The organism is Stenotrophomonas riyadhensis, from assembly GCF_040256885.1.
Classification (GTDB): Bacteria; Pseudomonadota; Gammaproteobacteria; order Xanthomonadales; family Xanthomonadaceae; genus Stenotrophomonas; species Stenotrophomonas riyadhensis.
Window position 1 is genome coordinate 3,486,614 of record NZ_CP155568.1, and the last position, 26,350, is coordinate 3,512,963.

Consider the following 26,350-nt stretch of genomic DNA (forward strand, 5'->3'; position numbering starts at 1 on the left):
ACGGTCCTGCCTGCCGCCTTGCTCCGGCTCCGGACAGTTTCCAGCGCGCGGAACGAGAGCGGAAATTCAAAGTCAAAAGAAGAAAGCAAAGTCAAAAGCTGTTGCCAACCAAGGTTGGCAGCTACCAAAGGCGAGGCACCGCGCATGTGCGCACCGCGCTCGCAGGAACGTGTCCAGAGGCGGAAGGCATGGCCGTGCAGGACCGTTGGCGCCATGGATGGCGCCATCGAGCCTACAGGGACGTACTTGCGGCGTGTCCTGCACGCCCATGCCCTCCGCCTCCCGACGTATCAGATAGGCGCTGCTTTGGCTTTGGCTTTGAGCTTCGAAAAGCGGGCCGGCGGGCCGCAGGCCCGCCAGCGAACAACTCACCCCGCCACGATGTACTGCTGCAGCTGATCCAGCTCGCGCCGCTGCGCATCGATCACCGACTTCACCAGGTCACCGATGGAAATCACCCCCAGCACCTGCGCGCCCTCAACCACCGGCAGGTGGCGGATGCGGTAGTCGGTCACCAGCTGCAGGCAATGCTCCACCTGCTCGCCCGGCGAGACCGTCACCACCTGCGCCGTCATGATCTCCGCCACTGCCGTATCCCGCGACGAACGATCACGCAGCACGATCTTGCGCGCGTAATCGCGCTCGGACAGGATCCCGACCAACCGCGGCCCGTCCATCACCAGCACCGCGCCAATGCCCTTTTCCGCCATCAACCGGATCGCATCGATCACCGCCGCGTCCGGCGCGACCGCGTGAACTTCAGGAGACTTGCCGTCCAACAGTTGCCGTACCGTGGTCATCTGCCTTCCCTCCGAGGGTGGGTTGCAGGGCCGAGTCTGCCACGGCGGATGCTAGCCACGCGTCAACCAGGTACAACGGCCGCTGCTTGGACTCTTCGTACAGCCGCCCCAGGTACTCGCCGATCAGGCCCAGCGCGATCAGCTGCACCCCGCCCAGGAACAGGATCACCGCCATCATCGTCGGCCAACCCGCCACCCGGTCACCGTACAGGGCCGCCTTGGCGATCACCCACACGCCGAATACGAAAGCCACCGCCGCCGTTGCCAGCCCCATGTAGGTCGCCGCCCGCAGGGGAACGGTCGAGAACCCGGTAATGCCCTCCAGCGCGAAGTTCCACAGTCGCCACAGGCTGAACTTGCTGGTGCCGGCCACGCGTGCATGGCGGTGATAGGGCACCGCAATCCGCTTGAAACCGACCCAGCTGAAGAGGCCCTTCATGAAGCGGTGGCGCTCGCGCATCTCGCGCAGCGCACTCAGTGCGCGTGCCGAAAGCAGGCGGAAATCGCCGGTATCGGCAGGGATCGGCGTGCGCGACAGGCGACCGATCACCCGGTAGAACATCGCGGCCGTGGCCCGCTTGATCCAGTTCTCGCCATCACGCACCAAGCGCGTGCCATAGACGTTGTCGTAGCCTTCGCGCCATCGCTCGACGAACTGCGGCACGAGTTCCGGTGGATCCTGCCCGTCAGCATCGAGGATCATCGCCGCTCCGTCGCGCACCAGGTCCAGGCCCGCAGTCAGCGCGGCTTCCTTGCCGAAGTTGCGCGACAGCTTCAACGCCGACACGCGCGTGTCGGCCTGAGCCAATCCTGCGATCACTTCCCAGGTGCCGTCGTGGCTGCCGTCGTCCACATAGAGGATGTGGCCCTCGATATCGGGCATGCCGTCCAGCACCGCGCACAGGCGTGGATGCAGGCAGGGCAGCGCCTGGGCTTCGTTGTAGGCGGCAATGACTAAAGTGAGTCGTTCGCGGGTCATGCACGGATTGTACGTTGCCTGCCGACCCGACAACCCGCGCGCTCAATCCTCCGACAGGTACGCCGCACCGCCCAGCTGCCGTGCCTGGCGCTGGATCCATGCCGCACGGCGCTGCACATACGGCCCCGGTGCCGCCGCGTTGTAGCGCCGCGGTGCCGGCAGCACCGCCGCCAACCGCGCGCTCTCGGCCGGGCTCAGCCTGGCCGCGTCCTTGCCCCAGAATTTCTGCGCCGCCGCCTGCGCGCCATAGACGCCGTCGCCGAACTCGGCGATGTTGGCGTACATCTCCAGGATGCGTTCCTTCGGCCACAACGCTTCGATCAGCACCGTGTACCAGACCTCCAGGCCCTTGCGGATCCAGCTGCGGCCCTGCCAGAGGAACAGGTTCTTGGCCACCTGCTGGCTGATCGTGCTGGCGCCACGCAGGCGCCCCCCCTTGGCGTTGTGGTCGCGGGCCTTCTCGATCGCCTGCAGATCGAAGCCGTTGTGGTCGGGGAAGCGCTGGTCCTCGGCGGCCACCAGCGAAATCGGCAGGCTCGGTGCCATCTGGTCCAGGTCGCGCCACTGGTAATGCAGACGATACGACCAGTCAGCCTCGCCCAGCGCCTCGCCATAGCGCCACAGCATGACCGTGGACAGCGGCGGGTCGATGAACCGCAGTACCAGCACCTGCAGGCAACTGAAGGCGGCCAGCAGCACCGGCAGCCACAGCAGCCGTTTCCAGCGCCAGCGCCTGCGGCGCGGGACATCCGCCCCGGCCTCTACCTTGTGCTGCTCTCCCCCTGCCCCCATTACTGGTGCATCCTTCTTCTGTCTGGTTGTCGGCGCATTATCCGGCAACCGTCCCCGTTTACGCGCGATGTGAGCCGATGACCGCCAACCCCGATTCCCTGATCCGCTTCCTGCTCCCCGACGCCGGCGTCCGAGGTGTCCATGTGCGCCTGCAGGCCACCTGGCAGGAAATCCTGTCCCACGCCGAATACCCGGATACCGCCGCCGAACTGCTCGGCGAGGCCTGCGTGGCCTCGGCGCTGTTCACCGGCCACACCAAGATCGATGGCCGCTTGTCGATCCAGCTGCGCAGCAGCACCGCCCTGCGCACCCTGTTCGCCGAGTGCACCGCCGCCGGCACCCTGCGCGGCATCGCCCAGCTCAGCGAGGGCGCCGATGCGCCGCGCGACCTGTCCAGCCTGGGTGATGACGCCCTGCTCGCGATCACCATCGAGAACCCGGGCCTGGACCCGCGCGAGCCGCAGCGCTACCAGAGCCTGGTCGGTCTGACCGCGCCGGAGCTCGACGAGGCCTTCGAGGATTATTTCCGCCAGTCCGAACAGCTGCCGACCCGCCTGCTGCTGGCCGCCGACCGCAACGGCGCCGCCGGCCTGCTGCTGCAGAAGCTGCCGGGCGACGAAGGTGACGAGGACGGCTGGGCGCGCGCCAGCGCCCTGTTCGAGACCCTGGGCAAGGCCGAGCTGCTGGCGACCCCGGCCGAGCAGCTGCTGCACCGCCTGTTCCACGAAGAGAAGCCGGAGCTGATGGGCGACAAGCCACTGTCCTTCGCCTGCTCCTGCTCCCGCGAACGGGTCGCGTCGATGCTGCAGTCGCTGGGCGAGGACGAGGCCCGCGCCGCGGCCGCAGATACCGGCGCCGTCGAGGTCCGTTGCGAATTCTGCGGGCGGGAGTATCACTTTGCTTTGACGGAGTTCGGCATACTGTTCCACGGTGCCGAGGGGACTGTACCGGCACCTGAACGGCTTCAGTAAACAGCTTGTCTTGCATCTGGGGGGATCAAGGCTTGTTAAGAATTCATAAACACCCTAGGATCAAGTTCCCGTCTCCACGGGAACTTCCGTTGTCCGTCCCTGTCTGAACTGGTCCGATGCGTACCTTCCTGCGTCTACCGCTGGCTTTGATGATCGCCCTTGGCGCGATCACGGGCGTGCATGCGCAGAGCAAGGACACCCGCACCGTGCTTCCGGTGTGGAACAAGGGCAGCGGCAAGGTCGAGGCCCTGCTGTACCTGGAGCCGACCGGCGAACAGGCAGCTGGCGCCCGCTGGCACTTCGGCCGCAATTCGCTGGACGCGGCCTTCGGCCTGTCCTCGGGCGACTCGCTGGGCCTGCTCTGCAACAGCAGCAGCGGGACCAGCATCAGCGGCCTGGCCAGCCATTGCATGCTGGCCAGCCTCGGCGACGAGGATGACCTCAACAGCCGTCGTTTCACCGGCACCGCCGCGCTGAACCGCGGCAACAGCCGTCTGGGCATCACCGCCGGTACCGGCCGCGAAACCCTGCCGGCGTGGCTGGCAGGCCCCAACAAGACCCCTTCGCTGCGCGCCGAACAGAACGATCTGACCGTGTTCGCGCAGAAGAACATCGGCCGCGAAGGCTTCGTTTCCATCGCCGGCACCTACGCCAAGGCCCGTCTGGTGCCGCTGGCCGATGCCTCGCCAGCCCTGGTCGATCGCTGGGACAGCAAGAGCCTGAGCATCGGCGCCGGCTACGGCAACTTCACCGGCAGCATCATCGGCCGCGTCGTCGACGTACCGGGCAAGCCCGGCAAGTGGGAAGGCCTCGGTATTGGCCTGACCTGGCGCACCCCGTGGTCCGGCCAGCTCACCGTAGGCGCCGAGAACGTGATCAGCCGCGGCAAGAATCCGTTCTCCCCGCGCAATGAAAGCAACGACGACGGCACCGTGCCGTACGTGCGTTACGAACAGGACCTGTAACTCCAGTTGCGGCGCAGCATGCGGCCCCGCATGGCCGCCAAGCCCAACAGCTGCAAGTCCTTGGGTCAACGCGCTGAACGCCCGTCACACTAGGCATTGCGGCTGCGGCACGGCGCGAGTCCGAGGCCTGCCTTCATCTATTTCATACAAGTCATTAACAGCCCTTTAATTATTGGAAAAGGGCAGTTAGTATCGGCTCAGCTTCACGTGTTTTGGTGGCGCCTTTCGCCTCCCGCGTGAAGCACTCAGCAGCACCACCAAGAATCCTTGGAGAGAGAGCCAATGAACAGCAAGACCTGCAAGCTGCGCGATGCAGTTGTCCTCGCGTTGATCGCAAGTGCCGGTACGGCGGCTACCGCCAGTGCCCAGGAAGGGAAGTCGGGGCAGGCGGGTACGACCCAGCTCGACCGTATCGAAGTAACCGGTTCGCGCATCAAGCGCACGGATGTTGAAGGCCCCAGCCCGGTCAGCGTGATTTCCCGCCAGGACATCGAAACTTCCGGCGAAATCTCGGTCGCGGACTTCCTCCGCAACAACATCTACAACTCGTTCGGTTCCACCCGTGAGTCGTCGGGCTCGGCAACCGGTTCCGCAGCCACCATCAGCCTGCGCGGCCTCGGCTCTGAGTACACGCTGGTCCTGCTGGACGGCCGTCGCATGACGTCTTCGCCGACCCTCGGTGGCGGTGCGCAGAACATCAACCTGATTCCGACGGCCGCCGTCGAGCGCATTGAAATCCTGCGCGAAGGCGCAGGTGCAGTGTACGGTTCGGATGCCATCGGCGGCGTGGTCAACGTGATCCTGCGTAAGGATTATGAAGGCCTGGGCTTCAGCGTCGGCTATGAAAATCCTGAAATCGGCCCGGCCGGTCGCACCGGCAGCCTGTCCGGTGGCATCAGCTCCGACCGTGGCAACCTGACGTTCGTGATCGACCATCAGGAACGCGAGTTGATGTACAACCGTGACATCAAGAAATACGTCACTGATGCAGGGCTGACCTGGGGCCTCAGCCCGTACAACTCGAGCGCGACCTTCTCCGGCGCCCGCACCGGCAGCGCCAGCGTCGCCAACTGCGACACCTTCGAGAACAGCGTCCGCATCAGCCCGACCCGCTGCGGCTTCGACCACGGCGCGACCTCGGCCAACGAAGCCTCGATGTCGCGTGACTCGCTGCTGCTGAACGGCAACTACCAGCTGACCGACAACACCTCGTTCTTCTTCCGTGCAATTGCGTCGGATACCAAGAGCGTTGGCGTTTATGCGTCGGCCCCGGTCGACAACGCCGGCGGCGGCCGTCCGCTGACCATCGCAGCCAACAATCCATTCAATCCGTTTGGCGAGGACGGCGTCCTGTCCTACCGGTTCACCCCGCTGGGTACCCGTGATGCCGTCCGTCGCGATACCTATCGCGATTTCAACTTCGGCCTGCGCGGTACGCTGGACCTGTTCGGCGGCGCCGACTGGGAAGTCGGTGTTGGCCATGGCCGTGTCCGCCAGAGCTCGGTGAACTACAACTACGGCATCGGCAGCATCCTGCAGGACATGGTTGATTCGGGCGAGTACAACCCGTTCGATCCCACCCATCCGAGCGTGGCCGCTGCGGCTCCGAAGATCGCACACACCGTGTACGTGGAATCGGAACAGCGCACGGTCTCGGCCGACGGCAACATCTCCTTCGACCTGTTCCAGATGCCGGCCGGCGCCGTCAGCTTCGTGACCGGCTTCGAGTACCGCGATGACCGCCTGTCCATGGCCTACGACGCACAGAGCGCCGCAGGCAACGTGTTCGGCTCGGCAGGTGCAGGTACGGGTGGTGAGCGCTCCTACTACGCAGGCTACTTCGAAACCCTGATCCCGCTGTTCAGCAGCCTGACCGCCACTGTGGCGGGCCGCTATGACAGCTACAACGATCTGGGCAGCAAGTTCTCGCCGCGCGTATCGCTGGAGTTCCGTCCGATCGACTCGCTGCTGGTTCGTGGCTCTTGGGGTAAGGGCTTCCGTGCTCCGACCCTGGATGACATGTACGGCTCCAACTCCACGACCAACCTGAACAGCCCGGTCCTGAGTGCCATCGGCCACAACGGCGGCGACGAACTGGCATGCAAGGCCTTGTCCGCCGTCCGCGCTTCGACCGGCAATACCGGTTACCAGCCGTACCCGGTTGATCCCTGCAGCACCAGCAGCCAGTACCAGTGGCTGGTTTCCTCGAACCGCAATCTGAAGCCGGAGGAATCGAAGAACTGGAATGTCGGCTTCGTGTTCAGCCCGACCGAAGCACTGTCGATGGCAGTCGACTACTACGATGTGCAGATCGACAACGTGATCACTTCGGTGCCGCGTCCGCTGGCATGGCGCTACGGCGACGCAGGCCAGCCCGGCTATGGCGTTGATCGTGGTCCGGACATCACTGCACCGAATGGCGCAGTACTGCCGGGCATCCCGTTCCAGATCAAGCTGCCGATCGACAACGGTGCTTCGAAGAAGGTCCGTGGTATCGACGCCGAGTTGAACTTCCGCCAGAGCCTGGGCACCTACGGGGACCTGATGGCAAGGCTGAACTGGGCCCACCAGATCGAATTCACCGAAACCTCGATCATCAATGACAAGGTTGAACTGCTGGGCACCGGCGGCTATCCGAAGGATCGCGCGCAGTTCACCCTGGGCTGGAGCTACGGCGACGTCAGCATTGCGGCGATCACCAACTACATCGGCAAGAGCGGTTCGGAAGACACGCGCCTGCCGAGCTGGATCACCAATGATCTGCAGTTGACCTGGAATGCGCCGTGGAAGGGCAAGGTGACTCTGGGCGTCCGCAATGTCGGCAACAAGCTGCCGCCGTTCAACGATGCACTGAACTCCTTCCCGTATTACGACAACAGCCTGTACAACATCTGGGGCCGTACCCCGTACATGCGTTACGAACAGAACTTCTGATCCACGCCTGTCAGCAGTAACGCAGCGACCCGCTTGTGCGGGTCGCTGCTTTTGGGCAGTCTTGCAACTGCGTCAACTCCCCATGAGGGGCATAACCTGTGCACCGGGCCCCGCCGACAATGCATGACGGAAGCGCCACAATGAGCGCAGATCCCCACTCCCTCTCGCAGGCAGCGCACTGGACCCAGCTCTGGCGCACCGGCGTGCTTCATTCGTGCAGTCACGGCATCGAAGGAAACTACGATGGCGAGCTGCGTCTCTTCTGGGAGCGCAACGCCGCGGTTCTACCACAAGGCGCGCGGGTGCTTGACGTGGGCACCGGCAACGGCGCCATCGCCCTCTTGATCCATCGGTTCCGCCCCGATCTTCAAGTGGTGGGCACCGACCTGGCCGATGTCGACCCTCGCTCGAATGTCGCCAATGGCACGGAGATTTTCTCCGAAATCACCTTCCTGCCTCGTACGCCGATGCACGCCATTCCACTGGCAGACGGTAGCGTGGACCTTCTGGCATCTCAGTATGCATTCGAATATGCAGCGCAGGACCCAGCACTTCAGGAGTTTTCCCGGCTGATCGGGCCGGGAGGGCGAATCGCGTGGATCCTGCACAGCACGAACAGCGAAATCGCGCGCATCTCAGCGCGCCAAGCCCAGGCCATCACCGATGTACTTCGGAACGATGGCATCTTCGATCGGGCTGAACAGGTGATCAAGGAACTGTACTTGGCCAGGGCCCGCGGCCCCTCCTCCCTTTCGGGGAACGAAGCTGCGGAGCGATCCCGCCTAGCCTTCAACGAGGCAGCAGGCGCACTTGTCGAGCGTACCCTGGCGGAGCGGGATCTGCCGGTCCTGGGCAGGAGCGTGGGCATTCTGCAAGACGCGTTGGGCCCCGCCGCGCAGGATCCATCGACCGCGCTGCGGCGCCTTCAGAGTGGTCGTGCCGTGCTTGCAGAGGAAGCCGCCCGCCTGCAGGAGCTCATGCGGGCGACCCGAAGCGAGGACGAGATGAAGTGTCTGGCGGAAGCATTGCATGCCCATGGCATGCATTCAGGATTTGAACCTCTGATGTATCGCGGGGTGAACATGGGCTGGGCCCTGGAGGCAGTGCGTGAATGAGGCCGCAGAGGCGCGCCGGTATCACCATGCGGCTCGGCTGGATGACGCCCTCCCACACTACAAGCGAGCACTGCTGCTGGATCCGTCTGACGATGTTCTTCGCTACGACACAGCGCTTTGCATGATGCAACTCGGCCACGCAGAAGAGGCCACAGTACTGTTCCAGCAGATCCATCCCGCATCCATCGCCTGGCAACCGGCACGCGCCCCTCTTGCGATCTGTCTGCGCGACAGCCATCGTGCAGAAGAGGCGCTTGAACCCGCACGCCAGGCGATCACGACGGCAGAGCCACAAGCGTGGCAATGGATGCTGCTTGGTGACCTGCAGCAACGCACAGGCCAACAAATGGCTGCTGTCGGCAGCCTCCAACGCGCGCTCGCGCTGGATCCCACCCTTCTTGAGGCCCATCACCTGCTGGGTCTCGCCCTGCAGGAAGCGGGCAGGTACGAGGAGGCGATCACCAGTTATGAAGTTGTAGCCGCCCAACTTCCCATGGAGCTCATCAACATCGCTCAGTGCCTTCAGCACCTCGGCCGATGGGAATCCGCACGTGACGCACTGGCGCAGCTTCACACGCTGCAGCCAGCACGTGTGGACGTAATGTGCTGGCTCGCGCATGTCCATGCACAGCTGTGCGAATTCGATGCGATGGACCGGATCGTTGCGCGGCTCATCGCACAGTTGCGTGTGGCCGCGCCCACAGCCGACGACATACCGCAACCATTCACCTTCGCGACGCTGCCATTGAGCAACGACCTGCACCGGCAGCTGCTGGATCATGCGGCCGAATCGATCCAGGCCGGCCGGCAACCGTTGGTACGGGCGACTACCCGTCGGGGCGGCCGTCCAAGAATCGGCTACCTTTCCAATGACCTGCGCCACCACACCGTGGGCACCCTGTTGCACGGATTCTTCGCAGCCCATGATCGAAGCCGCTTCGAAGTGCATGTGTACGATTCCGGCCGCCAGCCGGCGTCCATCAACGACGCAGAACACATCGAGCACGTTGGCGCGCTGAGCGACGCTGAACTGGCGAGGCGCCTGCACGAAGCGGATCTGGATATTCTCATAGATCTCAATGGCCCAACGTACGGAAGTCGGTCCGGAGCCCTGGCGTATCGACCGGCGCGCATGCAACTGGGATGGCTGGGCTACCTCTCCGGACAACAATCGCCGTGGCTTGATGGCGTCATCCTCGACCACAGCCTGGCACCGGCGGACACCCCGTGGCCATTCTCCGACCGGGTACTTCGCCTGGCTGGCAGCGTATTTCCCGCAGCAGAGTCCCGCTCTCCGCCTGGGCGAGACCGTGCGCGCTGGAAGCTACCCCACGCATCACCGGTAGCAGCCAGCTTCAACAGCAGCCACAAACTGAGCAGGTCGCTGCTGCAATGCTGGACGCAAATCCTGCGCGAGGTACCCGATGCGCTCTTGCTGGTCTGCTTGGCACCACAGGCACACCGCGGTTTTCTGCAGTCGTGGGACCTTCTCGGGGGTGAACGCGACCGACTTCGCCTGCTATCACCCATGCCGGCCGAGCAATACCTGGAGTGTATGGCATCATGCGATCTGTTCCTTGATGCATTCAACTACCAGGCCGGTGCGACCGCGATTGATGCAGCATTGGCAGGGTTGCCACTGCTGACCTGCCCCGGGGAGCTACCGCTTGCACGGCTGGGGAGCAGTGTGAACAGGCAACTGGGAATGCCTGACCTGATCTGCAACGGACGGCATGATTATGTGAAGCGCGCCGTGACGCTGCTCCGCAACCCGGCTGTGCTCGCAGAACTCCGCCAGCGGGTCACCGTCCGAAACAAAGACAGCGCGTTGCATTCGGCAGCACGAGCGGCTACCGATCTTCAAGCGCTTTATCAAGGCCTGCTGGGGGAGTGAACACCCATGGAGACACTGGACCATATCCCTGATGTGGGACTTGAGCGCGAGATCGCCATGTTGTTTCTATCCGGCGAGAAGGACCGCGCGCTGCTCCGCCTGCAGGATGACCAGCTTGCGCAAACCCATCCCAGACTGGCATTCCAGCTGGCTCTGCTTCTGATCGAAATCGGCGACTGGAAACGAGCGAAGCAACAGCTTGATCGGGTAATCAGCCTTGAGCCGCGCTTTCTGCCAGCACTGCGACGTCGCGCAGCGCTGCTGGCCCGTGATGACGATCTCACCGCAGCAGAGGAAGACTTCCAGCGCATCGTGAAGATCGCGCCAGATGAAACGTCGGCTGTCGCCAACATCGGTGTTGTTCTGTTGCGGCGCGGCAACCACGCGGCTGCATTGCCTTGGCTGCAACGGGCTGCAACTCAGTCGCCTGCTGACACTCGCATCCAGCACAGCCTGGCCAACGCCCTCAGCGGAGCCGGTCAGCATGCCCTGGCACTGGATCTGTTCCAACGGCTTGCGCAGATTTCTCCCGGTAACATCGATCTGGCCGCAGACCAGGCCACGGCCCTGCTGCGCGGCGGTGATGCGGCGTCGGCCCACGCACGTTTTCTGACCCTTCTTTCAGAACATCCCTACGATCAGCGCTGCTGGGCCGGGCGCTATCTGTCCGCATGCGCCCTGAAGCTACCGGAAGCCCGCATGTTGATGGACTACCCGCTCCTGCTGCGGCGGATCAGGACTGATCTGGACACCGATGCGTTGATCAACGCAGTGCTGCAGTTGCCGTCATTGCGCTGGGAGCCTGCGGGCAAAACCACTCTTGGCGGCCTTCAAAGCGCGATGCTCGACCTGACACCGCCAAGTCCATTCCACGGGTTCGGCCAGCAGGTGAGCAACGCACTCCACGATCATCTGCTGCAGTTGCACGGCAGCCTGTTCGACGCCCCCACCGACGCCTGGCGACTGAGCCTGCCCTCACGATGGACGCTGCAGGCCTGGGCAACGGTGCTGCATGGCGATGGAGGACACCAGGATCCACACCTGCATCCTGCCGGACGCATCAGCGGGGTGCTTTACCTCGATGCCGGCAACTCTGCAGAGGGAGACGGCGATCTCGTGTTTGGCCACGCCCCCAGGGACATCGACACAGCAGGCGAACCGCATGCTCATCGTCATGTGGCCCGCAGCGGCGAAATGCTGATTTTTCCCTCCTGGTTCCTCCATCACACAACGCCTTACCACGGAACGCGGCCGCGCATCAGTCTGGCATTCGACCTGCTGCCAGCGTCTCCGTGAACAAATCCCCTCCATTCGCTGGAGCAATTCACATGGAACGTCGAATAGTTACGGAACGCCTCATTCTGCAGCCCCACTGCCGGGATGACCTCGATGAATGCACCAGCATGTGGTCAGACCCGGCGGTCCTGCGCATGATCCGCGACCACCCTTTCAGCCGGCACGAGACCTGGCTTCGCATACTGCGATATGCAGGCCACTGGGCAATGCTTGGATATGGCTACTGGACCATCCGTCATCGCAACGATGGAAGATTCTACGGAGAGCTCGGCTTCGCGCTTACCCTGCGTGACCTGCCTGGAGAGGCCGCCGGCCTGCCTGAGTTCGGCTGCACGTTGTCACGTCGTGGCTGGGGACGCGGCATCGCCCAGGAGGCCACTGCCGGCGTGCTGGAATGGATGGATCGCGTTGCTCGGATCGAAGCCACTTCAGCGATTACCGATCTCCGCAACCGATCGGCGCTGGCGTTGGCCAACGCCGTCGGCTACAGCATCGTCGAGGAAATGGATTTTGAAGGCAATCCATTCGCAGTGCTCACACGCACCTCCAGCCTCTCGACGCTCACTTCATGATGTAGTTCCGGCAACAGACGCCGGATGACGGGCAACGTCAGGCGTCGTGGCGACGATTGGCGCCATCGTGCCGCGAATAGAAATAGACCAGCGCATTGCGCTCGCCGGCCGTCACCCGTGCGACCTCGTGCCGCAACTTGCAGGTCGTAAGCAGCACCGTGCCGTAGGTCGCCGCATAGGCATGGCGCGCACCGGCATCGTCGTGGACGACGAAATCACCGCCTGCGAAATCGTGCCCCAACTGGATGATCATCGAGTAGTCATAGTCCGGATTGCTGGCAGCATCCAGATGCAGGCCGATGAAGGAACCCGCCGTCATGCGGTTCATCTGTGCCCGACGGATATGGAAGGCATCCTGTGACTGGAACAGTTCTGCAATCGCGTTCCGGCACTCCTCCCGGTTGAGAATGTCCAGGATCTGGTCTGCGTGCGGGCGATTGACCACCTGCGGAACCTCGCCTTGCCGATCAACCATGATGCGACGCACGTAGATGTCATGCGTGTCGCCCGCGTCGCCCTGCGTCACGGCTTCTTCAGGCAGCAATGACTGGAGCCTTTCAAGCTCCTTCAATGTCGAAGCATCAAACACAACGCCCATCGGGATCAACGTACTGCCGGTCGTTTTCAACTCATCCGCATAGCGGGAAAGTCGAGAGGCTTCCAATACCATACTCATGCAGCGTCCTCCTTTCGTTTGGGAAAGCAATCAATCAAGCCAGGGCAGAAAATTTCTCCAGGAATGCGCCGCGCTCATCGGGGTTCAGTACCGGTGCCCAGCCGATGCTGGCGCCACTGCTGGCATTGACAACCCGATTGCCAACCGCTGAGCGCACGACGCAACCGCTGGCCGCGCCCTCATGCAGGTACACGCCCACCACTGTACGGTGAGGCGCCAAGCCAAGGTCGCGATCGTCCAGATGGACCAGTTCCGGAACATCGAGCATCGGCTGCTGGACCCAGTCGCCAGCTCCAGTTGTGCTCAACCGGCGCGCCAACAGGGCAGCGGCGGCGCTACCGGAGGGAACGACATCCTGCCCGCCGTAGCCGTACTTTTTCTTGAACACGATGTTGCTGTCGGATTCGTTCAATGCGGCTACATCGTCGACAGTGACGAAATGCGTGGGCACCACCCAGCGCTGTACTGCCTCCCATTCCATCGGCGTCAGTACCTGCCGGTAGCCCTCATCCCACAGCAATGCCAGCCATGCCTTGCTCATCAGCAGTTCGGCTTCAAGGCCATTGGAGAACCTCGCACCGCTGTCGAGGATGTCCAGGTACACATCGTGATCAGAAAGCACGTCGTCATAGGTAAAGCGACGATGGACCAGTGTCCTGCTCATATCCATGCCCGAGCGCCGCGCATCGCGCCAGCTACGTTCATCATGCACCGAAATGTCCAGTCCAGGCAGAGAACGCCGCAACCACTGCCGGCTGAGATCGCCACTGGGATAACCCATTGCCGAATGCGTGCTCCAGTCGAGCAGATGGAGGCTAAGGTAGCCCTCACGCACGATGCTTCGCGCGTACATGCTGGCAAGATTGTTTACCGGTACCGCCTGACTACCCTCTGCGTCCCAGCCAAGCACGTCGGCGAACGCTCGATAGTGTTCGAACAATTCGAAGCCACCCACCGCTGCGGAGAAATTGAGCTCGCATATCCGCATGCCATCTGCGCAAGGCAACAGATCGGCACGCATCACGCGATGTTGGCCGCTGCGAAGCTGCTCCCAGTCCACCAAGGGTGCCCATGCAGCGTCGACCCCCATCAGCTGCATAAGGTCACTACGCGCATGCCGACGCAATGCTTCGTCGACCACGCGCTGCAGGCCGGATGCAACCAGCTGCAAGCCGTCTACCAGTTGCTCGTAGTCGTTGCGATCAAACAACAACGGATGCGCGGAAAAGCGCATCCGAGGTGCGTTCAAGGCGATCCGGAAGGCCTCAAGGCGTCGCTGTATCTCTGCGTATGCCATGGTGCCGGGCAACGATTGGAAGGCCGGCAATGCCTGCTGATTGATTCCGTGGAACATCCCTGTCCTCGCCCGAGATCCGTGAAGGCATCCTGAACATTCAATCATCCAGCACTTGCTGTCAAGCGACGGGCAGCCGGCTATTGGCCGCAGGCTTTCAACTTCAGCCGTTCGGGATCAGCGTCTCGATCAGGTGCTCGACATAGGCTTCGAAATCCTCGCGCGCCTGCTTGGGCTGCTGCAGCTGCAGCGACAGCTGCAGGAAGCCGACATAGGCCGCGTAGGCCAGGCGCGCGCGATGCCGCGCGTCGGTCGAACTGAGCCCGGCCTGGCGGAACGAGGCGATCAGATAGTCGAGGCGGCGCTGCGATACGCGATCGATCACCGGTCGCACCATCGGGTGGTCCAGCGCCTTCAGCAGTTCGCTGTAGATGATGTGCGGCTGCACTTCATGCGCGACCATCTGGAACAGCTGGCGCAGGCGCACGCGCGGATCCGGCACGTCTTCCAGGCTGCCGAACACCTGTTCCTGTTCGAACAGTTCCCAGCGTTCCAACGCGGCCTGCAGCAGTGCGTCACGCGAGGGAAAATGCCAGTAGAAACTGCCCTTGGTCACGCCCAGCCGCCGTGCCAGCGGCTCCACCGCGACGGCGCCTACGCCTTGTTCAGCAATCAGGTCGAGGGCCGCCTGGGCCCAGTCTTCGGCACTCAGGCGGCTGTTGCGGCCGGCGCGCGGTTCGCCGGCGGAAGCGTCAGGTTGATTCATGCGCTGATTTAACCATACGCCGGGGTTCGTTGCAGTACGCGGTTGCTGTCGAAACCGTCAGAACCCGAGCCGGAAGGCCTGCCGCACCGCACCATACGATACAGTATTGACTTCCCATTCAAGCGATCCATACTAGCAAGTATGGTTACGTCCCCTACTCCCGCTGCGTTCCATGATCTGCGCCTGGATGCTGCCCATGGCGCGCGCCTGGCGGCGACCGCCAGCGACCACGGCCGGCGCGGCCGCGTCCTGTTCGCACATGGCTTCGGCCAGACCCGCCACGCTTGGATTGCCACCGCCCGCGCCCTGTCCGCAGCGGGCCTGCAGACCCTGGCTTACGACGCACGTGGCCACGGCGATTCGGACTGGAATGCCGCCGACCTGCCCTATCACGGCGAACAGTTCGCCGATGACCTGATCGTGCTGGCCGGTGAACAGCCGCGCCCGCCGGTGCTGGTCGCGGCATCGATGGGCGGCCTGTTCGGCCTGCTGGCCGAGTCGCGCTGGCCGGGCCTGTTCTCGGCGATGGTGCTGGTCGACATCACCCCGCGCTGGGATACCGCCGGTGTCGAACGCATCCTGGCCTTCATGACCGCCCACCCCGACGGCTTCGCCTCGCTGACCCAGGCCGCCGACGTGATCTCGGCCTACATGCCGCACCGCCCGCGCAAATCCGAGCAGTCGCTGCGTGCGTTGCTGCGCGAAGACGGCCACGGGCGTTGGCGCTGGCACTGGGACCCGCGCCTGGTGGCCGAGCTGGCCCGCGACAGCGAGCAGCACCAGGATGCACTGGCCGAGGCCGCACGCCAGGTCAAGTGCCCGCTGCTGCTGGTCAGCGGCGGCCGCAGTGACCTGGTCACGCCGCAGACCGTGGCCGAATTCCTGGCGTTGGCGCCGCACGCGCGCCATGTACAGCTGCCGCAGGCCACGCACATGGTCGCCGGCGATGACAACGACGCCTTTACCGCTACTGTGTTGGACTATCTGGACGTGTTGCCCGCAGCGGACGCTGCGGCTTCGTCCGCCACAAACGAGCACGTCACCGGAGCACGCTCATGAGCATCGTTCTTCCCTTCCTCGCCCTGCTGCTGGCAGGCGCGTTCGTCGCCTACCACCGCATGCGGCTGGTTACCTGGACGCTGATCAGCGTGGCCCTGCTGGCCGCCTGCTGGTTCATTCCCTACGTCAACCAGACCGCTACGATCGTCGCGGCCGCCGTGCTGGCGGTGATCGCCGTGCCGCTGCTGCTGCCGTTCATCCGCAAGCCGCTGCTGACCGGCCCGATGATGAAGGTGTTCCGCAAGGTGCTGCCGCCGCTGTCGCAGACCGAGCGCATCGCGCTGGAAACCGGCTCGGTGGGTTTCGAGGGCGAACTGTTCACTGGTGATCCGGACTGGAACATCCTGCTGAACTATCCCAAGCCGCAGCTGACCGCCGAGGAACAGGCCTTCCTGGATGGCCCGGTGGAAGAACTATGCACCATGGTCAACGACTGGGAAATCACCCACGTCCACGCCGACCTGCCGCCGGAGCTGTGGGCCTTCATCAAGAAGAACAAGTTCTTCGGCATGATCATTCCGAAGGAATACGGCGGTCTGGGCTTCTCCGCGCTGGCCCACCACAAGGTCATCCAGAAGCTGGCGTCGGTGTCGTCGGTGGTCAGCTCCACGGTCGGCGTGCCGAACTCGCTGGGCCCGGGTGAACTGCTGGTGCATTACGGCACCCAGGAACAGAAGGACCAGTACCTGCCGCGCCTAGCCGATGGCCGCGAAGTGCCCTGCTTCGGCCTGACCGGTCCGTTCGCCGGCTCCGACGCCACCTCGATTCCGGATTACGGCATCGTCTGCAAGGGCGAATGGAACGGCGAGCAGGTGCTCGGCGTCAAGCTGACCTTCGACAAGCGCTACATTACCTTGGCCCCGGTCGCTTCGCTGATCGGCCTGGCCTTCCGCATGTACGACCCGGATGGCCTGATCGGCGATACCCGCGACATCGGCATCACCCTGGGCCTGCTGCCGCGCGACACCGCCGGCGTTGAAATCGGCCGTCGCCACTTCCCGCTGAACTCGACGTTCCAGAACGGCCCGATCCGCGGCAAGGACGTGTTCATTCCGCTGACCCAGCTGATCGGTGGCGCCGCCATGGCCGGCAAGGGCTGGAACATGCTCAACGAGTGCCTGGCCGTGGGCCGCTCGATCACCCTGCCGTCCACCGCCAGCGGCGGTGCCAAGGCCGGTGCCGCGGTGACCGGCGCCTATGCGCGCATCCGCAAGCAGTTCGGCCTGTCGGTCGGCCGCTTCGAAGGCGTGGAAGAAGCGCTGGCCCGCATCGGCGGCAAGGCGTACAAGATCAGCGCACTGTCGCAGGCCACCGCCGCCGCGGTTGACCGTGGTGACGTGCCGTCGGTGCCGTCGGCGATCGCCAAGTACCACTGCACCAACATGAGCCGCGAAGTGATCTCGGACATGATGGACGTGATCGGCGGCAAGGGCATCATCCTGGGGCCGCGCAACTTCGCCGGACGCAGCTGGCAGGCCGCGCCGATCGCGATCACCGTGGAAGGCGCCAACATCATGACCCGCAGCCTGCTGATCTTCGGCCAGGGTGCGATCCTCTGCCACCCGTGGGTGCTGAAGGAGATGAAGGCCGCGCAGGATCCGGATACCCGTGCCGGCCTGCAGGAGTTCGACCGCAGCCTGTTCGGCCACATCCGCTATGGCCTCTCCAACGCCGTGCGTTCGTTCTGGTTCGGCCTGACCGGTGCGCGCTTCGGTGCTGCCCCGGGTGACGCCTACACCCGCCGCTACTTCCGCAAGCTGGATCGTTACTCGGCCAACCTGGCGCTGATGGCCGACATCTCGATGATGACCCTCGGTGGCAAGCTGAAGTTCAAGGAATCGCTGTCCGGCCGCCTGGGCGACGTGCTGAGCCACGTCTACATGACCAGCGCCATGCTCAAGCGCTACCACGACGAAGGCGCACCGCAGGCCGACCAGCCGCTGCTGGCTTGGGCCTTCCATGACAGCGTGCACAAGATCGAGGAATCGCTGTCGGCCGCGCTGCGCAACTTCCCGATCCGTCCGATCGGTTGGCTGATGTGGGCGCTGATCTTCCCGCTGGGCCGTCGCGCCGAGGCCCCGGGCGACCGCCTGAGCCGTCGCGTCGCCGCTCTGCTGATGGCGCCGAACGAAGCCCGCGACCGTCTGGCCAGTGGCGTGTTCCTGACCCCGTGCGAGAACAACCCGGGCGGCCGCATCAACAGCTACCTGAGCAAGGCGATCATGGCCGAGCCGGTGGAGCGCAAGTTCCTGAAGGCGCTGAAGAGCAAGGGCATCGAAGCACTGGATTTCAAGGCGCAGCTGGACGAAGCCGTGGCCGAAGGCGTGATCACCCAGGACGAGCGCAGCCTGCTGGAAGAACTGCGTACGCTGACCCTGGACACCATCACCGTGGACGACTTCGACACCCACGAACTGCGCGCGGCCAGCTACTACGACCGCCAGCACAAGGACCCGCATTCGCAGGCGGCCTGATCGCCCGCGACACGCGTTGCCTCGACGGCGGGCTTCGGCCCGCCGTCGCTTTGTCCGCCGACCGGAATACCCCTCATGTCCACGCCCCTGCTCTCGCTCTACCACCGCCTGCAGCGCTGGCCTGCCGGCAACTGGCTGTTCTCACGCGCGGTGTGCTTCAAGGCGCCCTACTTCGCCAGCATCGCACCGCGCATCACGCGCCTGGAACACGGCCGCTGCGAAGGCACGCTGGCCGACCGCCGCAAGGTGCGCAACCACATCGGTACGGTGCACGCGATCGCGATGTGCAACCTGGCCGAACTGACCGCCGGGCTGATGGTCGATGCATCGCTGCCGAAGGGCATGCGCTGGATTCCAAAGGGGATGCAGGTGCAGTACCTGGCCAAGGCGCGTGGCACGTTGCAGGCGGTAGCGCTTCCGGCGCAGCCGATCGTGGCCGCTGCCGAGGGCTATGCGCTGCCGGTGACGGTGAGCGTGCGCGACCGTGCGGGCACGGAGGTGTTCAGCGCGGTGATCGACATGTGGATGTCGCCGGCGAAGTAGCGTTCCCGCGAACGGCGCAGCCCCTCGTGGGGTGGACGGTTGGTCACGGAAAGCCTGGGTTTGGCTGGGGGCGGTGGGTTCGTGGGGGACGCCGTGAACCCGTCCCTGGGGGCTTGGCCGCGGCATCCATGCCGCGGACACCCCCGCGAACCCACCGCCCCCAGCCTCTGACAGATCTCTGCGGCGTCCAGCCCACGGAAGAGAAAAAAGAAGAGCAACAGCAAAAGCGGCCCACCGGCCGCTTTTTGCTGTTGCTGTTGATCTTCTTTTTCTTCTCCGTGGGCTGGCCGCGCACGGAAACTGTCAGGGGTGTGGCGGGTGGGCCGTGCAGGGGCGTTGGCGCCATGGATGGCGCCATCGAGCTTACATGGACGTACTTGCAGCGTCCCCTGCACGGCCCGCCCGCCACACCGAACACATGACCCGCTCTACGCGACCATCCCACGAGGGGCTGCGCCGTTGGCTGGAAACTACGCCACCGCGCGAAACACCAACGCCAGGATCGCCGGCAGCGCCTGGATCATGAAAATGCGACGGCTCACGCTGTACGCGCCATAGCACCCCGCCGCCACCACGCAGGCCAGCGAGAACGTCACCAGCACCGGCTGATCGATCACCAGCCCCACCACGATGCCCGCCGCCAGGAAGCCGTTGTACAGGCCCTGGTTGGCCGCCAGCACGCGCGTGGCCTCTGCCTTCTCCGGCGTGTTGCGGAAGGTCTTCAGGCCCAGCGGGCGGGTCCACAGGAACATCTCCAGCACCAGGAAATAGACGTGCAGCAGGGCGACCAGCAGGGTCAGGGCGAGTGCGATCCAGTACATGGCGGTTCCTTGGATGGATGGGGTGATGGGGTCAGAGCCCTCTCCGTGGAAGAGGGATCCGACCCCGCGCGGCTCAGCGGTCGCGCGGAAGCTTCTTTTCTTCGCGTAGCACACCGAATGCGGCGGCGGTCATGCACGCGGCAACCACCACGCCACCGATGAACACCACGTGTGAACCGAACAGCGACAAGCCCTTGTGCACCCACGCAAAGCTCAGGTCCGCGCCGCGGTACACCACGGTATCGATGGCCGCACCGGCCTTGTAGCGCCACTGCCGGTCCACGCGGGTATAGATGGTTTCGCGTGCCGGCTTGGCCAATGCGAACTCGCTGGCGCGGGTCATCACCTGCACCACTGCGACCATCAACGGCATGGGTGAAGCGGCAAGCACCGAGAAGCCGATCAGGATCGCAAAGCCAGGGATCAACAGGGCCGGCGCGATGCCGTGACGCGACAGCAGCCAGCGGGTCAGGCCGAGCTGCATCAGCAGCGCCAGTGCGTTCACCGCCAGGTCGATACGCGAGAAGAAGGCCGTGGCAGCGCCTGCATCGTTGAACGCCGCACGCACGATGCTGGCCTGCTGGTTGTACAACAGGGTGCCCACGCCCACACCGAACACCACCATGATCGCCAGCCAGCGCAGCAACGGCTCACGCACGATCAGTTTCAAGCCGTCCAGCACGCTGCCACCCATCGGCTGCTCGCCGGATACCAACTGCTGCTCCTGCTCGCGCAGCACCGCCCAGTGCCGTAGCCGCCAGATGCTCAACAGGCAGATGGCGAGGAATCCGGCCGAAACCAGCATCAGGTTGGCGATGCCCACGCGCTGTACCAGCGCACCGGTGATGATCGGACCGAGAAAAGCACCGATGGTGCCGGCCGCGCCGATGTAACCGTAGAAAGCACGTGCCTGCGCGTTGGAAAACACATCGGCCATGAAGCTCCAGAACACCGCCACCGCGAACAGGTTGAAGACGGTGATCCAGAAAAAGAACGCCATGCCGCGGCCCGGCACACCGCTGTCGAACAGTATGTAGAAACCCAGCAAGGTGACGATGAAGAACCCATACACCGCCGGCAGGAACACCCGCCGCGGGAAGCGGCTGACCAGCCAGCCGTACACCGGCTGCAGCACCAGCATGATCACGAACACGCAGGAGAACAGGAACTGCAGCACGAAGTCCTTGAGCGCGATGCCATGGCTGGCGAACCAGGCAATGAGCATCGGCGGGAACACCGTTTCCAGGTCGGCCGAGGCGGCCATCGCCTCCCGCACCGGGCGCAGCACGTAGTAGCCGCTGAGCAGGCAGAAGAAATACAGGAACGACCACCACAACGCCGGCGACTCGCGCAGCGCCACCATCAGGCCCCGCAGCGGCCCCCTGCCCTGTACCGCGCTCACGCGGCGTCCCTCGCCAGAAGACGGCGGTTGGACAGCGGCATGGCAGGCTCCGGGGGGCGGTGAAGCGCGTACGTTAGCCAATGCACTGCAACATCGCTAGCAGGAGGCCGTTTGAAGGCTGCAACGCAGTGTCATGAGGAGTCCGGATGACACGTTCCGATACACGCCTTGAGAGCGTCAAAATTCCAACTTTTTCAACGAGATGCGCATTCATCTTCGCTTTGTTTGTGCACAAGGGAAAAGCGGCGCTAGAATCGCCATCAGCAGTCGCGCACGGGTCCAACCGATGAAAAAGAACAGCCTGCGTCGTCCGATCCGTTCGGCGGCCACCGGTTTGCTGGGCATGTTGATGCCCGTTGCCTTGTCCACCACCGCGCAGACACCGCCGGCATTGCCGCCGATGCCGACCAACATCGAATCCGCTACGGCTCCCACCGTCGCCCACACCCAGCCAGCCGCCTACCGCACCGGCCTGGTGCCGCAGGTGCAGGCCCCGGCGGCTGGCTTCAACGTCGCCAACATCGAATCAATGGCGCAGCAGCTCACCTATGGTGAGCGCGTGCCCGGCATGGCGGTGGCGATCGTGCAGGGCGGCCGCGTGCTCAGTGCGCGCGGCTATGGCGTCACCGACGTCAACAACCCGCTGCCGGTCGATGCCCACACCGTGTTCCGCCTGGCGTCGCTGTCCAAGGCCTTCGCCGGCACCATGGCCGGCCTGCTGGTCAACGACGGCACCCTGCGCTGGGACAGCAAGGTCACCGACTACGTGCCCGGCTTCCGCCTCAACTCGCCCGAAGCCACCGATCGCCTGACCGTGGCCGACGTGCTCAGCCATCGCGTCGGCCTGCCCTACAACGCCTACGACCGCGACATCGAAGGCAATGCCGAGTACTACTCGCTGACCCAGAAGCTGGCCAACACCAGCCTGAAGTGCCTGCCGGGCGACTGCTACGCCTACCAGAACGTGGCCTTCAGCCTGATCGGCGACGTCGTCTATGCCGCCTCCGGCAGCTTCTACGAGCAGTCGGTCGAGCGCCGCATCTTCAAGCCGCTGGGCATGAACGACGCCAGCCTCGGCCTGGCCGGCATCCAGGCCAGCTCGCGCTGGGCGCGCCCGCACGTGCGCAGCCGCAACGGCTGGGTGTCGCTGACACCGAAGCCGACCTACTACCGTGTTGCCCCGGCAGCCGGCGTCAACGCCAGCGCCAGCGACATGGCGCAGTGGCTGCTGGCCCACACCGGCCATCGCCCCGATGTGCTGCCGGCACCGTTGCTGGCCACCCTGCACTCCAGCCTGATCAACACCCCCGGCGAGATGCGTTCGGGCTGGCGCCGCGAGCGCCTGCACTCGGCCGGCTACGCCCTGGGCTGGCGCACCTTCGATTACGCCGGTCACGACGTGGTGTTCCATGCCGGTGCCGTGCAGGGCTACCGCGGCCTGGTCGCGCTGGTACCGGAACGCGATCTCGGCATCGCCATCATGTGGAACGGCGAAAGCGGCCTGCCCAGCGGCCTGCTGCCGACCGTGCTCGATTCCGCCCTGGGCCTGCCGACGCAGCGCTGGCTGGACGTGGACACCGACTTCGGCAGCGACAACCTGATGGCCGAGGGCGCGGGTCCCGCGCAGCAGGACAAGCGCAAGGGCAAGGGTGCCTCGGGCAATCGCGCGGTGGCTTCGCCGCGCTGATCTGTCGGACTCGACCGTGTGTGCGAAGGGCGGCCTGCGGGTCGCCCTTTTTGTTGGCTCTTGTAGAGTCGAGCCGTGCTCGACTGTTCGGGCAAAGCCGTCGAGCATGGCTCGCCTCTACAAACGGAAGGCTAATGCGCGAAGTAGTGCATGCCGCCATCCACCGGAATCACCGCGCCGGTAATGTAGGCGGCCAAGGGCGAGGCCAGGAAGGCCACCAGCGGCGCCACCTCCTCCGGATCACCAAAACGCCCGATCGGAATGTTGCGTTCGATGAACTCACGCCGGCTTTCCTCGGTGGGATGCAGGCGCTCCCGGATCTGTGCGCTGTTGATCCGTCCCGGCGCGATTGCATTGACCGTGATGCCCTGTGAGGCCAGCGCCGACGACAGCCCTTTGCTCCACAGATGCAACGCCGCCTTCGCCGCGGTAGCCGCGTTCACCGCGCGTGGTTCCATCGAACCGCTGAAGTTGATCACCCGTCCCCAGCCCTGCGCCTGCATCGCCGGCAGCAGGGCCTGGGTCAGGCGCCGCGCCGCAGAGAAGTTCAATGCGATCGCCTCTTCCCAGACATCGTCACCGGCATCCACTGTGGTCGGCCGCGATCCACCCGCCGTGTTGACCAGGATGTCGACGCGCTGCAGCGCCGCCAGGGCGGTTTCGGCAATACGGCGTACATCTCCGGCATCCGTGACATCGCCCAACACGATGATCGGTGCCTGTCCGCCTGCAGATTCGATCTCCGCCGCCAGTGCCTGCAGCGGCTCGATGCGGCGGGCGCTGATCGCGATGCGTGCGCCCTGTGCCGCCAGCAGCCTGGCCACACCGGCACCGATGCCACTGCCCGCCCCGGTGACCAGCGCGGTACGCCCTTCAAGCCCCAGATCCATGTTGTTCTCCCAATCAGCCAGCCGGCACATCCGGCGCGTGCTGTGCATGCTGTTTGATCACCCCTGATTGATAAACTCCGCGCAGGTTTCAGCATTCAACACCCGGAGTGTCAGATGAACCTGCTGGAAAGCATGCAGGTCTACGTGCTGATCGTGGACAAAGGCAGTCTCAGTGCCGCCGCTACGGCACTGGATATCTCCGCGACGATGGCCGGCAAGCACCTGCGTGCACTGGAAGCACGCCTGGGCATGCAGCTGCTGAGCCGAACCACGCGGCGCCAGCACATGACGCCCTTCGGCGAGGACTACTACGCCCGTTGCAGGGAGATCCTGCGTCTGGTGGACGAAACCGATGCCCAGGCCCAACATCAGCAGTTGGCACCGGCAGGCACGCTGCGCATCAGCGCACCGGTGATCTTCGGCACGCATGCGCTGGTGCCAGCACTGGCCGACTACATGGCGCGCCACCCTGGCGTCCGGGTCGAAGCAACGCTGACCGACCGCGTCGTCGACCTCGCCGAAGAAGGATTCGAAGCGGCGCTGCGCATCGGCACGCTGGCCGACAGCAGCACGCTGGTCGCGCGCGCACTCGCGCCCTACCGGTTGATGATGTGCGCCTCCCCCGGGTACCTCGCCCGGCATGGCACGCCCACCAACCTGCAGGCACTTGCCCGGCACCAGTGCCTGTCCTTCGAACCGACGGCACTCGCGCAGTGGCTGCAGGCCGACGCTGGCGAACTCGTCCGTACGCCCGACGGCCGGCTGCAGGTCAACAATGGTGAGGCGCTGCGCTTGGCCGCATTGCATGGCATGGGCATCGTCCTGCAATCGGCATTGCTGCTGTCCGCGGATGTCGAGGCAGGTCGGCTGGTGCCGCTGTTCCCCGAACATGGCCAGGCCGGTCGACCGATGCACCTGGTCTACGCCCACGACCGCTACCGCTCGACCCGTCTGCGCAGCTTCATCGACTTCCTGGTGGAACGTTTCCCACCAGCGCCGCAGCGCTAGCGTCGACCGCCAGAAAAGCAGTCGAGCATGGCTCGACCCTACAAACGGCCCCATAAAAAAACCCCCTCCCCGCTGGGCAGCCGGGGAAGGGGGTTTCAGGATGCGGCTATCGGGAAGTACTTAGATCAGCGGCGCCGGGGTGGCCGGCAGAGCGACCGGAGCGGCCTTCTTCTTGCGGGCGGCCGGCTTGCGCTTGGCAACCTTCTTCGCTGCCTTCTTCGGGGCAGCCTTCTTGGTGGCCTTCTTCGCGGTCTTCTTCACTGCCTTCTTGGCGGTCTTCTTGACGGCCTTCTTGGCAGTGGCCTTCTTCGCGACCTTCTTGGCCGGCTTGCGGGCCGTTGCCTTCTTGGCAGTCTTCTTGGTGGCCTTCTTGGCTACCTTCTTGACGGCCTTCTTCGCGGTCTTCTTGACGGCCTTCTTGGCGGTGGACTTCTTGGCTACCTTCTTCGCCGCCTTCTTCACTGCCTTCTTCGCAGTGGTCTTCTTGGCGACCTTCTTCGCAGCCTTCTTCACTGCCTTCTTGGCGGTCGCCTTCTTCGCGACCTTCTTCACTGCCTTCTTGGCAGCGGCCTTCTTCGCGACCTTCTTCACCGCTTTCTTGGCGGCGGGCTTCTTCTTCGCAGCTTTCTTGGTTGCCATGGGATGGCTCCTCGTCAGTGATAGGGAGTTGAAACGCCCAGGTGGATCAAACCCGCGGATGCTGCGTGCGGGGACCGCCGGCGCGTCAGGCGCGCCGTTACGGATGCGGCAATGCCCGCCTCGATCGGCGGAGCGGGCATCGGAACGGGAGTTGCCTTGCATTTCTCCGGGGGAAGCGGGGCCATGTCCACCGTCATCAGGGTCGCGGTGGTCTTGAAGGGGCTGCTTCGCATCGGACGATTGATTCTGCGCACTCGGTTGGGCAGGCAAGGTCTGCTGAGGCGAAACCTAATCACGGTTTTTTTTACTGTCAACAACCCCCGCGAAAAATTTTCACATCCGCGCCATCCCGGACGCCGCCCTCGCCACCGCCGTGCGCGCCCTGCAACGACCATTGAAGCGGCGCGCACGCGCGCCGCATACGACGAAGTCGATGCGCTCTCTGAACAAAAAACACTTGAAATAAGCACTCTGCGCAGATAGGCACATGTTCCGGACAACAGCGCACGTGCATCGCCGATGGTCACCCGCACCGTCGCCGACGCCAGCACAACGGGGCCGCAACGGGGGGCGAAAAGTTTTCACATTCGATCGCTTCGGCGCGGGGCGGAAACGCGGATTTGCGCAAAACTGCGCACGCTGATCGGCACCGTTCGTCTGTCGGCTGATGCCACGCCGAGGGTGCAGAGCGAACCCGCCGTCATGAGTCCGACGCACTCGCCAAAACAAAAACGGCCACCCGAAGGTGGCCGTTCCAGAACCCGGAAGTGACG

23 protein-coding genes are annotated in these 26,350 nt (G+C 64.4%); 13 read left to right on the top strand and 10 right to left on the bottom strand.

The annotated features are described in order from the left end of the window. Window positions 1-368: 368 nt before the first annotated feature. Genes SriyCCGPB3_RS16240 through mtgA form a run of 3 tightly spaced genes read right to left on the bottom strand, consistent with a single transcriptional unit; the run spans window position 369 to window position 2,571 of the window. Complete coding sequence (locus tag SriyCCGPB3_RS16240) at window positions 369-800, bottom strand: CBS domain-containing protein (protein WP_012511858.1); 432 nt, start codon at window positions 798-800, stop codon at window positions 369-371. Next, on the bottom strand, window positions 760-1,779 hold the full coding sequence (locus SriyCCGPB3_RS16245) for a glycosyltransferase family 2 protein (protein WP_153855739.1): 1,020 nt from the start codon (window positions 1,777-1,779) through the stop codon (window positions 760-762). The genes SriyCCGPB3_RS16240 and SriyCCGPB3_RS16245 overlap by 41 nt, the downstream gene beginning before the upstream one ends. 42 nt (window positions 1,780-1,821) lie before the next feature. Continuing rightward, window positions 1,822-2,571, bottom strand: coding sequence for a monofunctional biosynthetic peptidoglycan transglycosylase (mtgA, locus tag SriyCCGPB3_RS16250; RefSeq protein WP_153855738.1), 750 nt, complete (start codon window positions 2,569-2,571; stop codon window positions 1,822-1,824). Window positions 2,572-2,648: 77 nt separating this feature from the next. Between mtgA and SriyCCGPB3_RS16255 the strand changes: the two genes are divergently transcribed. The 7 genes from SriyCCGPB3_RS16255 (at window position 2,649) to SriyCCGPB3_RS16285 (ending at window position 12,318) form a co-directional block, all read left to right on the top strand. Then, window positions 2,649-3,542 (top strand): Hsp33 family molecular chaperone HslO, encoded by an 894-nt coding sequence (locus tag SriyCCGPB3_RS16255; protein WP_153855737.1) that lies wholly within the window; start codon window positions 2,649-2,651, stop codon window positions 3,540-3,542. Window positions 3,543-3,691: 149 nt separating this feature from the next. Next, on the top strand, window positions 3,692-4,507 hold the full coding sequence (locus SriyCCGPB3_RS16260; protein WP_180847648.1) for a hypothetical protein: 816 nt from the start codon (window positions 3,692-3,694) through the stop codon (window positions 4,505-4,507). 282 nt (window positions 4,508-4,789) lie between these two features. Continuing rightward, the gene (locus SriyCCGPB3_RS16265; RefSeq protein ID WP_110713219.1) at window positions 4,790-7,441 is read left to right on the top strand and encodes a TonB-dependent receptor plug domain-containing protein; all 2,652 of its coding nucleotides are present in this window, start codon (window positions 4,790-4,792) and stop codon (window positions 7,439-7,441) included. Window positions 7,442-7,581: 140 nt separating this feature from the next. Then, entirely contained in the window at window positions 7,582-8,556 is a 975-nt protein-coding gene (locus SriyCCGPB3_RS16270) for a class I SAM-dependent methyltransferase (RefSeq protein ID WP_162622085.1), read from the top strand. Beyond that, the gene (locus tag SriyCCGPB3_RS16275) at window positions 8,549-10,450 is read left to right on the top strand and encodes a tetratricopeptide repeat protein (RefSeq protein ID WP_180847637.1); all 1,902 of its coding nucleotides are present in this window, start codon (window positions 8,549-8,551) and stop codon (window positions 10,448-10,450) included. The genes SriyCCGPB3_RS16270 and SriyCCGPB3_RS16275 overlap by 8 nt, the downstream gene beginning before the upstream one ends. 6 nt (window positions 10,451-10,456) lie before the next feature. Beyond that, window positions 10,457-11,746 (top strand): putative 2OG-Fe(II) oxygenase, encoded by a 1,290-nt coding sequence (locus SriyCCGPB3_RS16280; RefSeq protein WP_180855004.1) that lies wholly within the window; start codon window positions 10,457-10,459, stop codon window positions 11,744-11,746. A gap of 32 nt (window positions 11,747-11,778) precedes the next feature. Next, the gene (locus SriyCCGPB3_RS16285; protein ID WP_110713226.1) at window positions 11,779-12,318 is read left to right on the top strand and encodes a GNAT family N-acetyltransferase; all 540 of its coding nucleotides are present in this window, start codon (window positions 11,779-11,781) and stop codon (window positions 12,316-12,318) included. A 37-nt stretch (window positions 12,319-12,355) separates the two neighbouring features. Here the strand turns inward: SriyCCGPB3_RS16285 and SriyCCGPB3_RS16290 are convergent, their stop codons facing one another. From SriyCCGPB3_RS16290 to SriyCCGPB3_RS16300, 3 genes are all read right to left on the bottom strand, one after another. Further along, window positions 12,356-12,994, bottom strand: coding sequence for a 2OG-Fe(II) oxygenase family protein (locus SriyCCGPB3_RS16290; protein WP_110713228.1), 639 nt, complete (start codon window positions 12,992-12,994; stop codon window positions 12,356-12,358). 34 nt (window positions 12,995-13,028) lie between these two features. Next, window positions 13,029-14,348, bottom strand: a complete 1,320-nt coding sequence (locus SriyCCGPB3_RS16295; RefSeq protein WP_350259504.1) for a hypothetical protein — start codon at window positions 14,346-14,348, stop codon at window positions 13,029-13,031. 103 nt (window positions 14,349-14,451) lie between these two features. Continuing rightward, a complete protein-coding gene (locus tag SriyCCGPB3_RS16300; protein WP_006464233.1) occupies window positions 14,452-15,054 on the bottom strand; it encodes a TetR/AcrR family transcriptional regulator in 603 nt (200 codons plus the stop codon). Between the two features lie 141 nt (window positions 15,055-15,195). On the opposite strand from SriyCCGPB3_RS16300, the gene SriyCCGPB3_RS16305 reads away from it, so the two are divergent. From SriyCCGPB3_RS16305 to SriyCCGPB3_RS16315, 3 genes are all read left to right on the top strand, one after another. Beyond that, on the top strand, window positions 15,196-16,113 hold the full coding sequence (locus SriyCCGPB3_RS16305; protein WP_088026830.1) for an alpha/beta fold hydrolase: 918 nt from the start codon (window positions 15,196-15,198) through the stop codon (window positions 16,111-16,113). Then, entirely contained in the window at window positions 16,110-18,587 is a 2,478-nt protein-coding gene (locus SriyCCGPB3_RS16310) for an acyl-CoA dehydrogenase (RefSeq protein ID WP_180847638.1), read from the top strand. Before SriyCCGPB3_RS16305 ends, SriyCCGPB3_RS16310 begins: the two co-directional genes overlap by 4 nt. A 75-nt stretch (window positions 18,588-18,662) precedes the next feature. Further along, window positions 18,663-19,130: a hotdog fold domain-containing protein gene (locus SriyCCGPB3_RS16315; protein ID WP_110713234.1), complete on the top strand. Its 468-nt coding sequence runs from the start codon at window positions 18,663-18,665 to the stop codon at window positions 19,128-19,130. A 470-nt stretch (window positions 19,131-19,600) separates the two neighbouring features. Here SriyCCGPB3_RS16315 and SriyCCGPB3_RS16320 read toward each other — a convergent pair whose 3' ends face one another. Together SriyCCGPB3_RS16320 and SriyCCGPB3_RS16325 are read right to left on the bottom strand one after the other, a co-directional pair. After that, window positions 19,601-19,951: a DUF1304 domain-containing protein gene (locus SriyCCGPB3_RS16320; protein WP_153855735.1), complete on the bottom strand. Its 351-nt coding sequence runs from the start codon at window positions 19,949-19,951 to the stop codon at window positions 19,601-19,603. A 73-nt stretch (window positions 19,952-20,024) separates the two neighbouring features. Next, entirely contained in the window at window positions 20,025-21,314 is a 1,290-nt protein-coding gene (locus SriyCCGPB3_RS16325; RefSeq protein WP_153855878.1) for an NTP/NDP exchange transporter, read from the bottom strand. A 325-nt stretch (window positions 21,315-21,639) separates the two neighbouring features. Between SriyCCGPB3_RS16325 and SriyCCGPB3_RS16330 the strand changes: the two genes are divergently transcribed. Beyond that, window positions 21,640-23,040 carry a serine hydrolase domain-containing protein gene (locus SriyCCGPB3_RS16330; RefSeq protein ID WP_153855734.1) on the top strand — a complete coding sequence of 467 codons (1,401 nt, stop codon included), beginning with the start codon at window positions 21,640-21,642 and terminating at the stop codon, window positions 23,038-23,040. Between the two features lie 131 nt (window positions 23,041-23,171). On the opposite strand, the gene SriyCCGPB3_RS16335 is transcribed toward SriyCCGPB3_RS16330, so the two are convergent. Next, complete coding sequence (locus tag SriyCCGPB3_RS16335) at window positions 23,172-23,930, bottom strand: SDR family NAD(P)-dependent oxidoreductase (protein ID WP_153855733.1); 759 nt, start codon at window positions 23,928-23,930, stop codon at window positions 23,172-23,174. A gap of 114 nt (window positions 23,931-24,044) precedes the next feature. Here SriyCCGPB3_RS16335 and SriyCCGPB3_RS16340 point away from each other — a divergent pair, with 114 nt between their 5' ends. Beyond that, complete coding sequence (locus SriyCCGPB3_RS16340; protein WP_110713241.1) at window positions 24,045-24,938, top strand: LysR family transcriptional regulator; 894 nt, start codon at window positions 24,045-24,047, stop codon at window positions 24,936-24,938. A 120-nt stretch (window positions 24,939-25,058) separates the two neighbouring features. On the opposite strand, the gene SriyCCGPB3_RS16345 is transcribed toward SriyCCGPB3_RS16340, so the two are convergent. Beyond that, a complete protein-coding gene (locus tag SriyCCGPB3_RS16345) occupies window positions 25,059-25,577 on the bottom strand; it encodes a hypothetical protein (protein ID WP_032130057.1) in 519 nt (172 codons plus the stop codon). A gap of 111 nt (window positions 25,578-25,688) precedes the next feature. Between SriyCCGPB3_RS16345 and SriyCCGPB3_RS16350 the strand changes: the two genes are divergently transcribed. Continuing rightward, window positions 25,689-26,060 (top strand): hypothetical protein, encoded by a 372-nt coding sequence (locus tag SriyCCGPB3_RS16350; protein WP_350259505.1) that lies wholly within the window; start codon window positions 25,689-25,691, stop codon window positions 26,058-26,060. Window positions 26,061-26,350: the final 290 nt, after the last annotated feature.

Coding starts and splice junctions, on each gene's coding strand:
- SriyCCGPB3_RS16240 (WP_012511858.1), bottom strand. CDS start 800: ATGACCACGGTACGGCAACTGTTGGACGGCAAGTCTCCTGAAGTTCAC.
- SriyCCGPB3_RS16245 (WP_153855739.1), bottom strand. CDS start 1,779: ATGACCCGCGAACGACTCACTTTAGTCATTGCCGCCTACAACGAAGCC.
- mtgA (WP_153855738.1), bottom strand. CDS start 2,571: ATGGGGGCAGGGGGAGAGCAGCACAAGGTAGAGGCCGGGGCGGATGTC.
- SriyCCGPB3_RS16255 (WP_153855737.1), top strand. CDS start 2,649: ATGACCGCCAACCCCGATTCCCTGATCCGCTTCCTGCTCCCCGACGCC.
- SriyCCGPB3_RS16260 (WP_180847648.1), top strand. CDS start 3,692: ATGATCGCCCTTGGCGCGATCACGGGCGTGCATGCGCAGAGCAAGGAC.
- SriyCCGPB3_RS16265 (WP_110713219.1), top strand. CDS start 4,790: ATGAACAGCAAGACCTGCAAGCTGCGCGATGCAGTTGTCCTCGCGTTG.
- SriyCCGPB3_RS16270 (WP_162622085.1), top strand. CDS start 7,582: ATGAGCGCAGATCCCCACTCCCTCTCGCAGGCAGCGCACTGGACCCAG.
- SriyCCGPB3_RS16280 (WP_180855004.1), top strand. CDS start 10,457: ATGGAGACACTGGACCATATCCCTGATGTGGGACTTGAGCGCGAGATC.
- SriyCCGPB3_RS16285 (WP_110713226.1), top strand. CDS start 11,779: ATGGAACGTCGAATAGTTACGGAACGCCTCATTCTGCAGCCCCACTGC.
- SriyCCGPB3_RS16290 (WP_110713228.1), bottom strand. CDS start 12,994: ATGAGTATGGTATTGGAAGCCTCTCGACTTTCCCGCTATGCGGATGAG.
- SriyCCGPB3_RS16295 (WP_350259504.1), bottom strand. CDS start 14,348: ATGTTCCACGGAATCAATCAGCAGGCATTGCCGGCCTTCCAATCGTTG.
- SriyCCGPB3_RS16300 (WP_006464233.1), bottom strand. CDS start 15,054: ATGAATCAACCTGACGCTTCCGCCGGCGAACCGCGCGCCGGCCGCAAC.
- SriyCCGPB3_RS16305 (WP_088026830.1), top strand. CDS start 15,196: ATGGTTACGTCCCCTACTCCCGCTGCGTTCCATGATCTGCGCCTGGAT.
- SriyCCGPB3_RS16310 (WP_180847638.1), top strand. CDS start 16,110: ATGAGCATCGTTCTTCCCTTCCTCGCCCTGCTGCTGGCAGGCGCGTTC.
- SriyCCGPB3_RS16315 (WP_110713234.1), top strand. CDS start 18,663: ATGTCCACGCCCCTGCTCTCGCTCTACCACCGCCTGCAGCGCTGGCCT.
- SriyCCGPB3_RS16320 (WP_153855735.1), bottom strand. CDS start 19,951: ATGTACTGGATCGCACTCGCCCTGACCCTGCTGGTCGCCCTGCTGCAC.
- SriyCCGPB3_RS16325 (WP_153855878.1), bottom strand. CDS start 21,314: ATGGTGGCGCTGCGCGAGTCGCCGGCGTTGTGGTGGTCGTTCCTGTAT.
- SriyCCGPB3_RS16330 (WP_153855734.1), top strand. CDS start 21,640: ATGAAAAAGAACAGCCTGCGTCGTCCGATCCGTTCGGCGGCCACCGGT.
- SriyCCGPB3_RS16335 (WP_153855733.1), bottom strand. CDS start 23,930: ATGGATCTGGGGCTTGAAGGGCGTACCGCGCTGGTCACCGGGGCGGGC.
- SriyCCGPB3_RS16340 (WP_110713241.1), top strand. CDS start 24,045: ATGAACCTGCTGGAAAGCATGCAGGTCTACGTGCTGATCGTGGACAAA.
- SriyCCGPB3_RS16345 (WP_032130057.1), bottom strand. CDS start 25,577: ATGGCAACCAAGAAAGCTGCGAAGAAGAAGCCCGCCGCCAAGAAAGCG.
- SriyCCGPB3_RS16350 (WP_350259505.1), top strand. CDS start 25,689: ATGCCCGCCTCGATCGGCGGAGCGGGCATCGGAACGGGAGTTGCCTTG.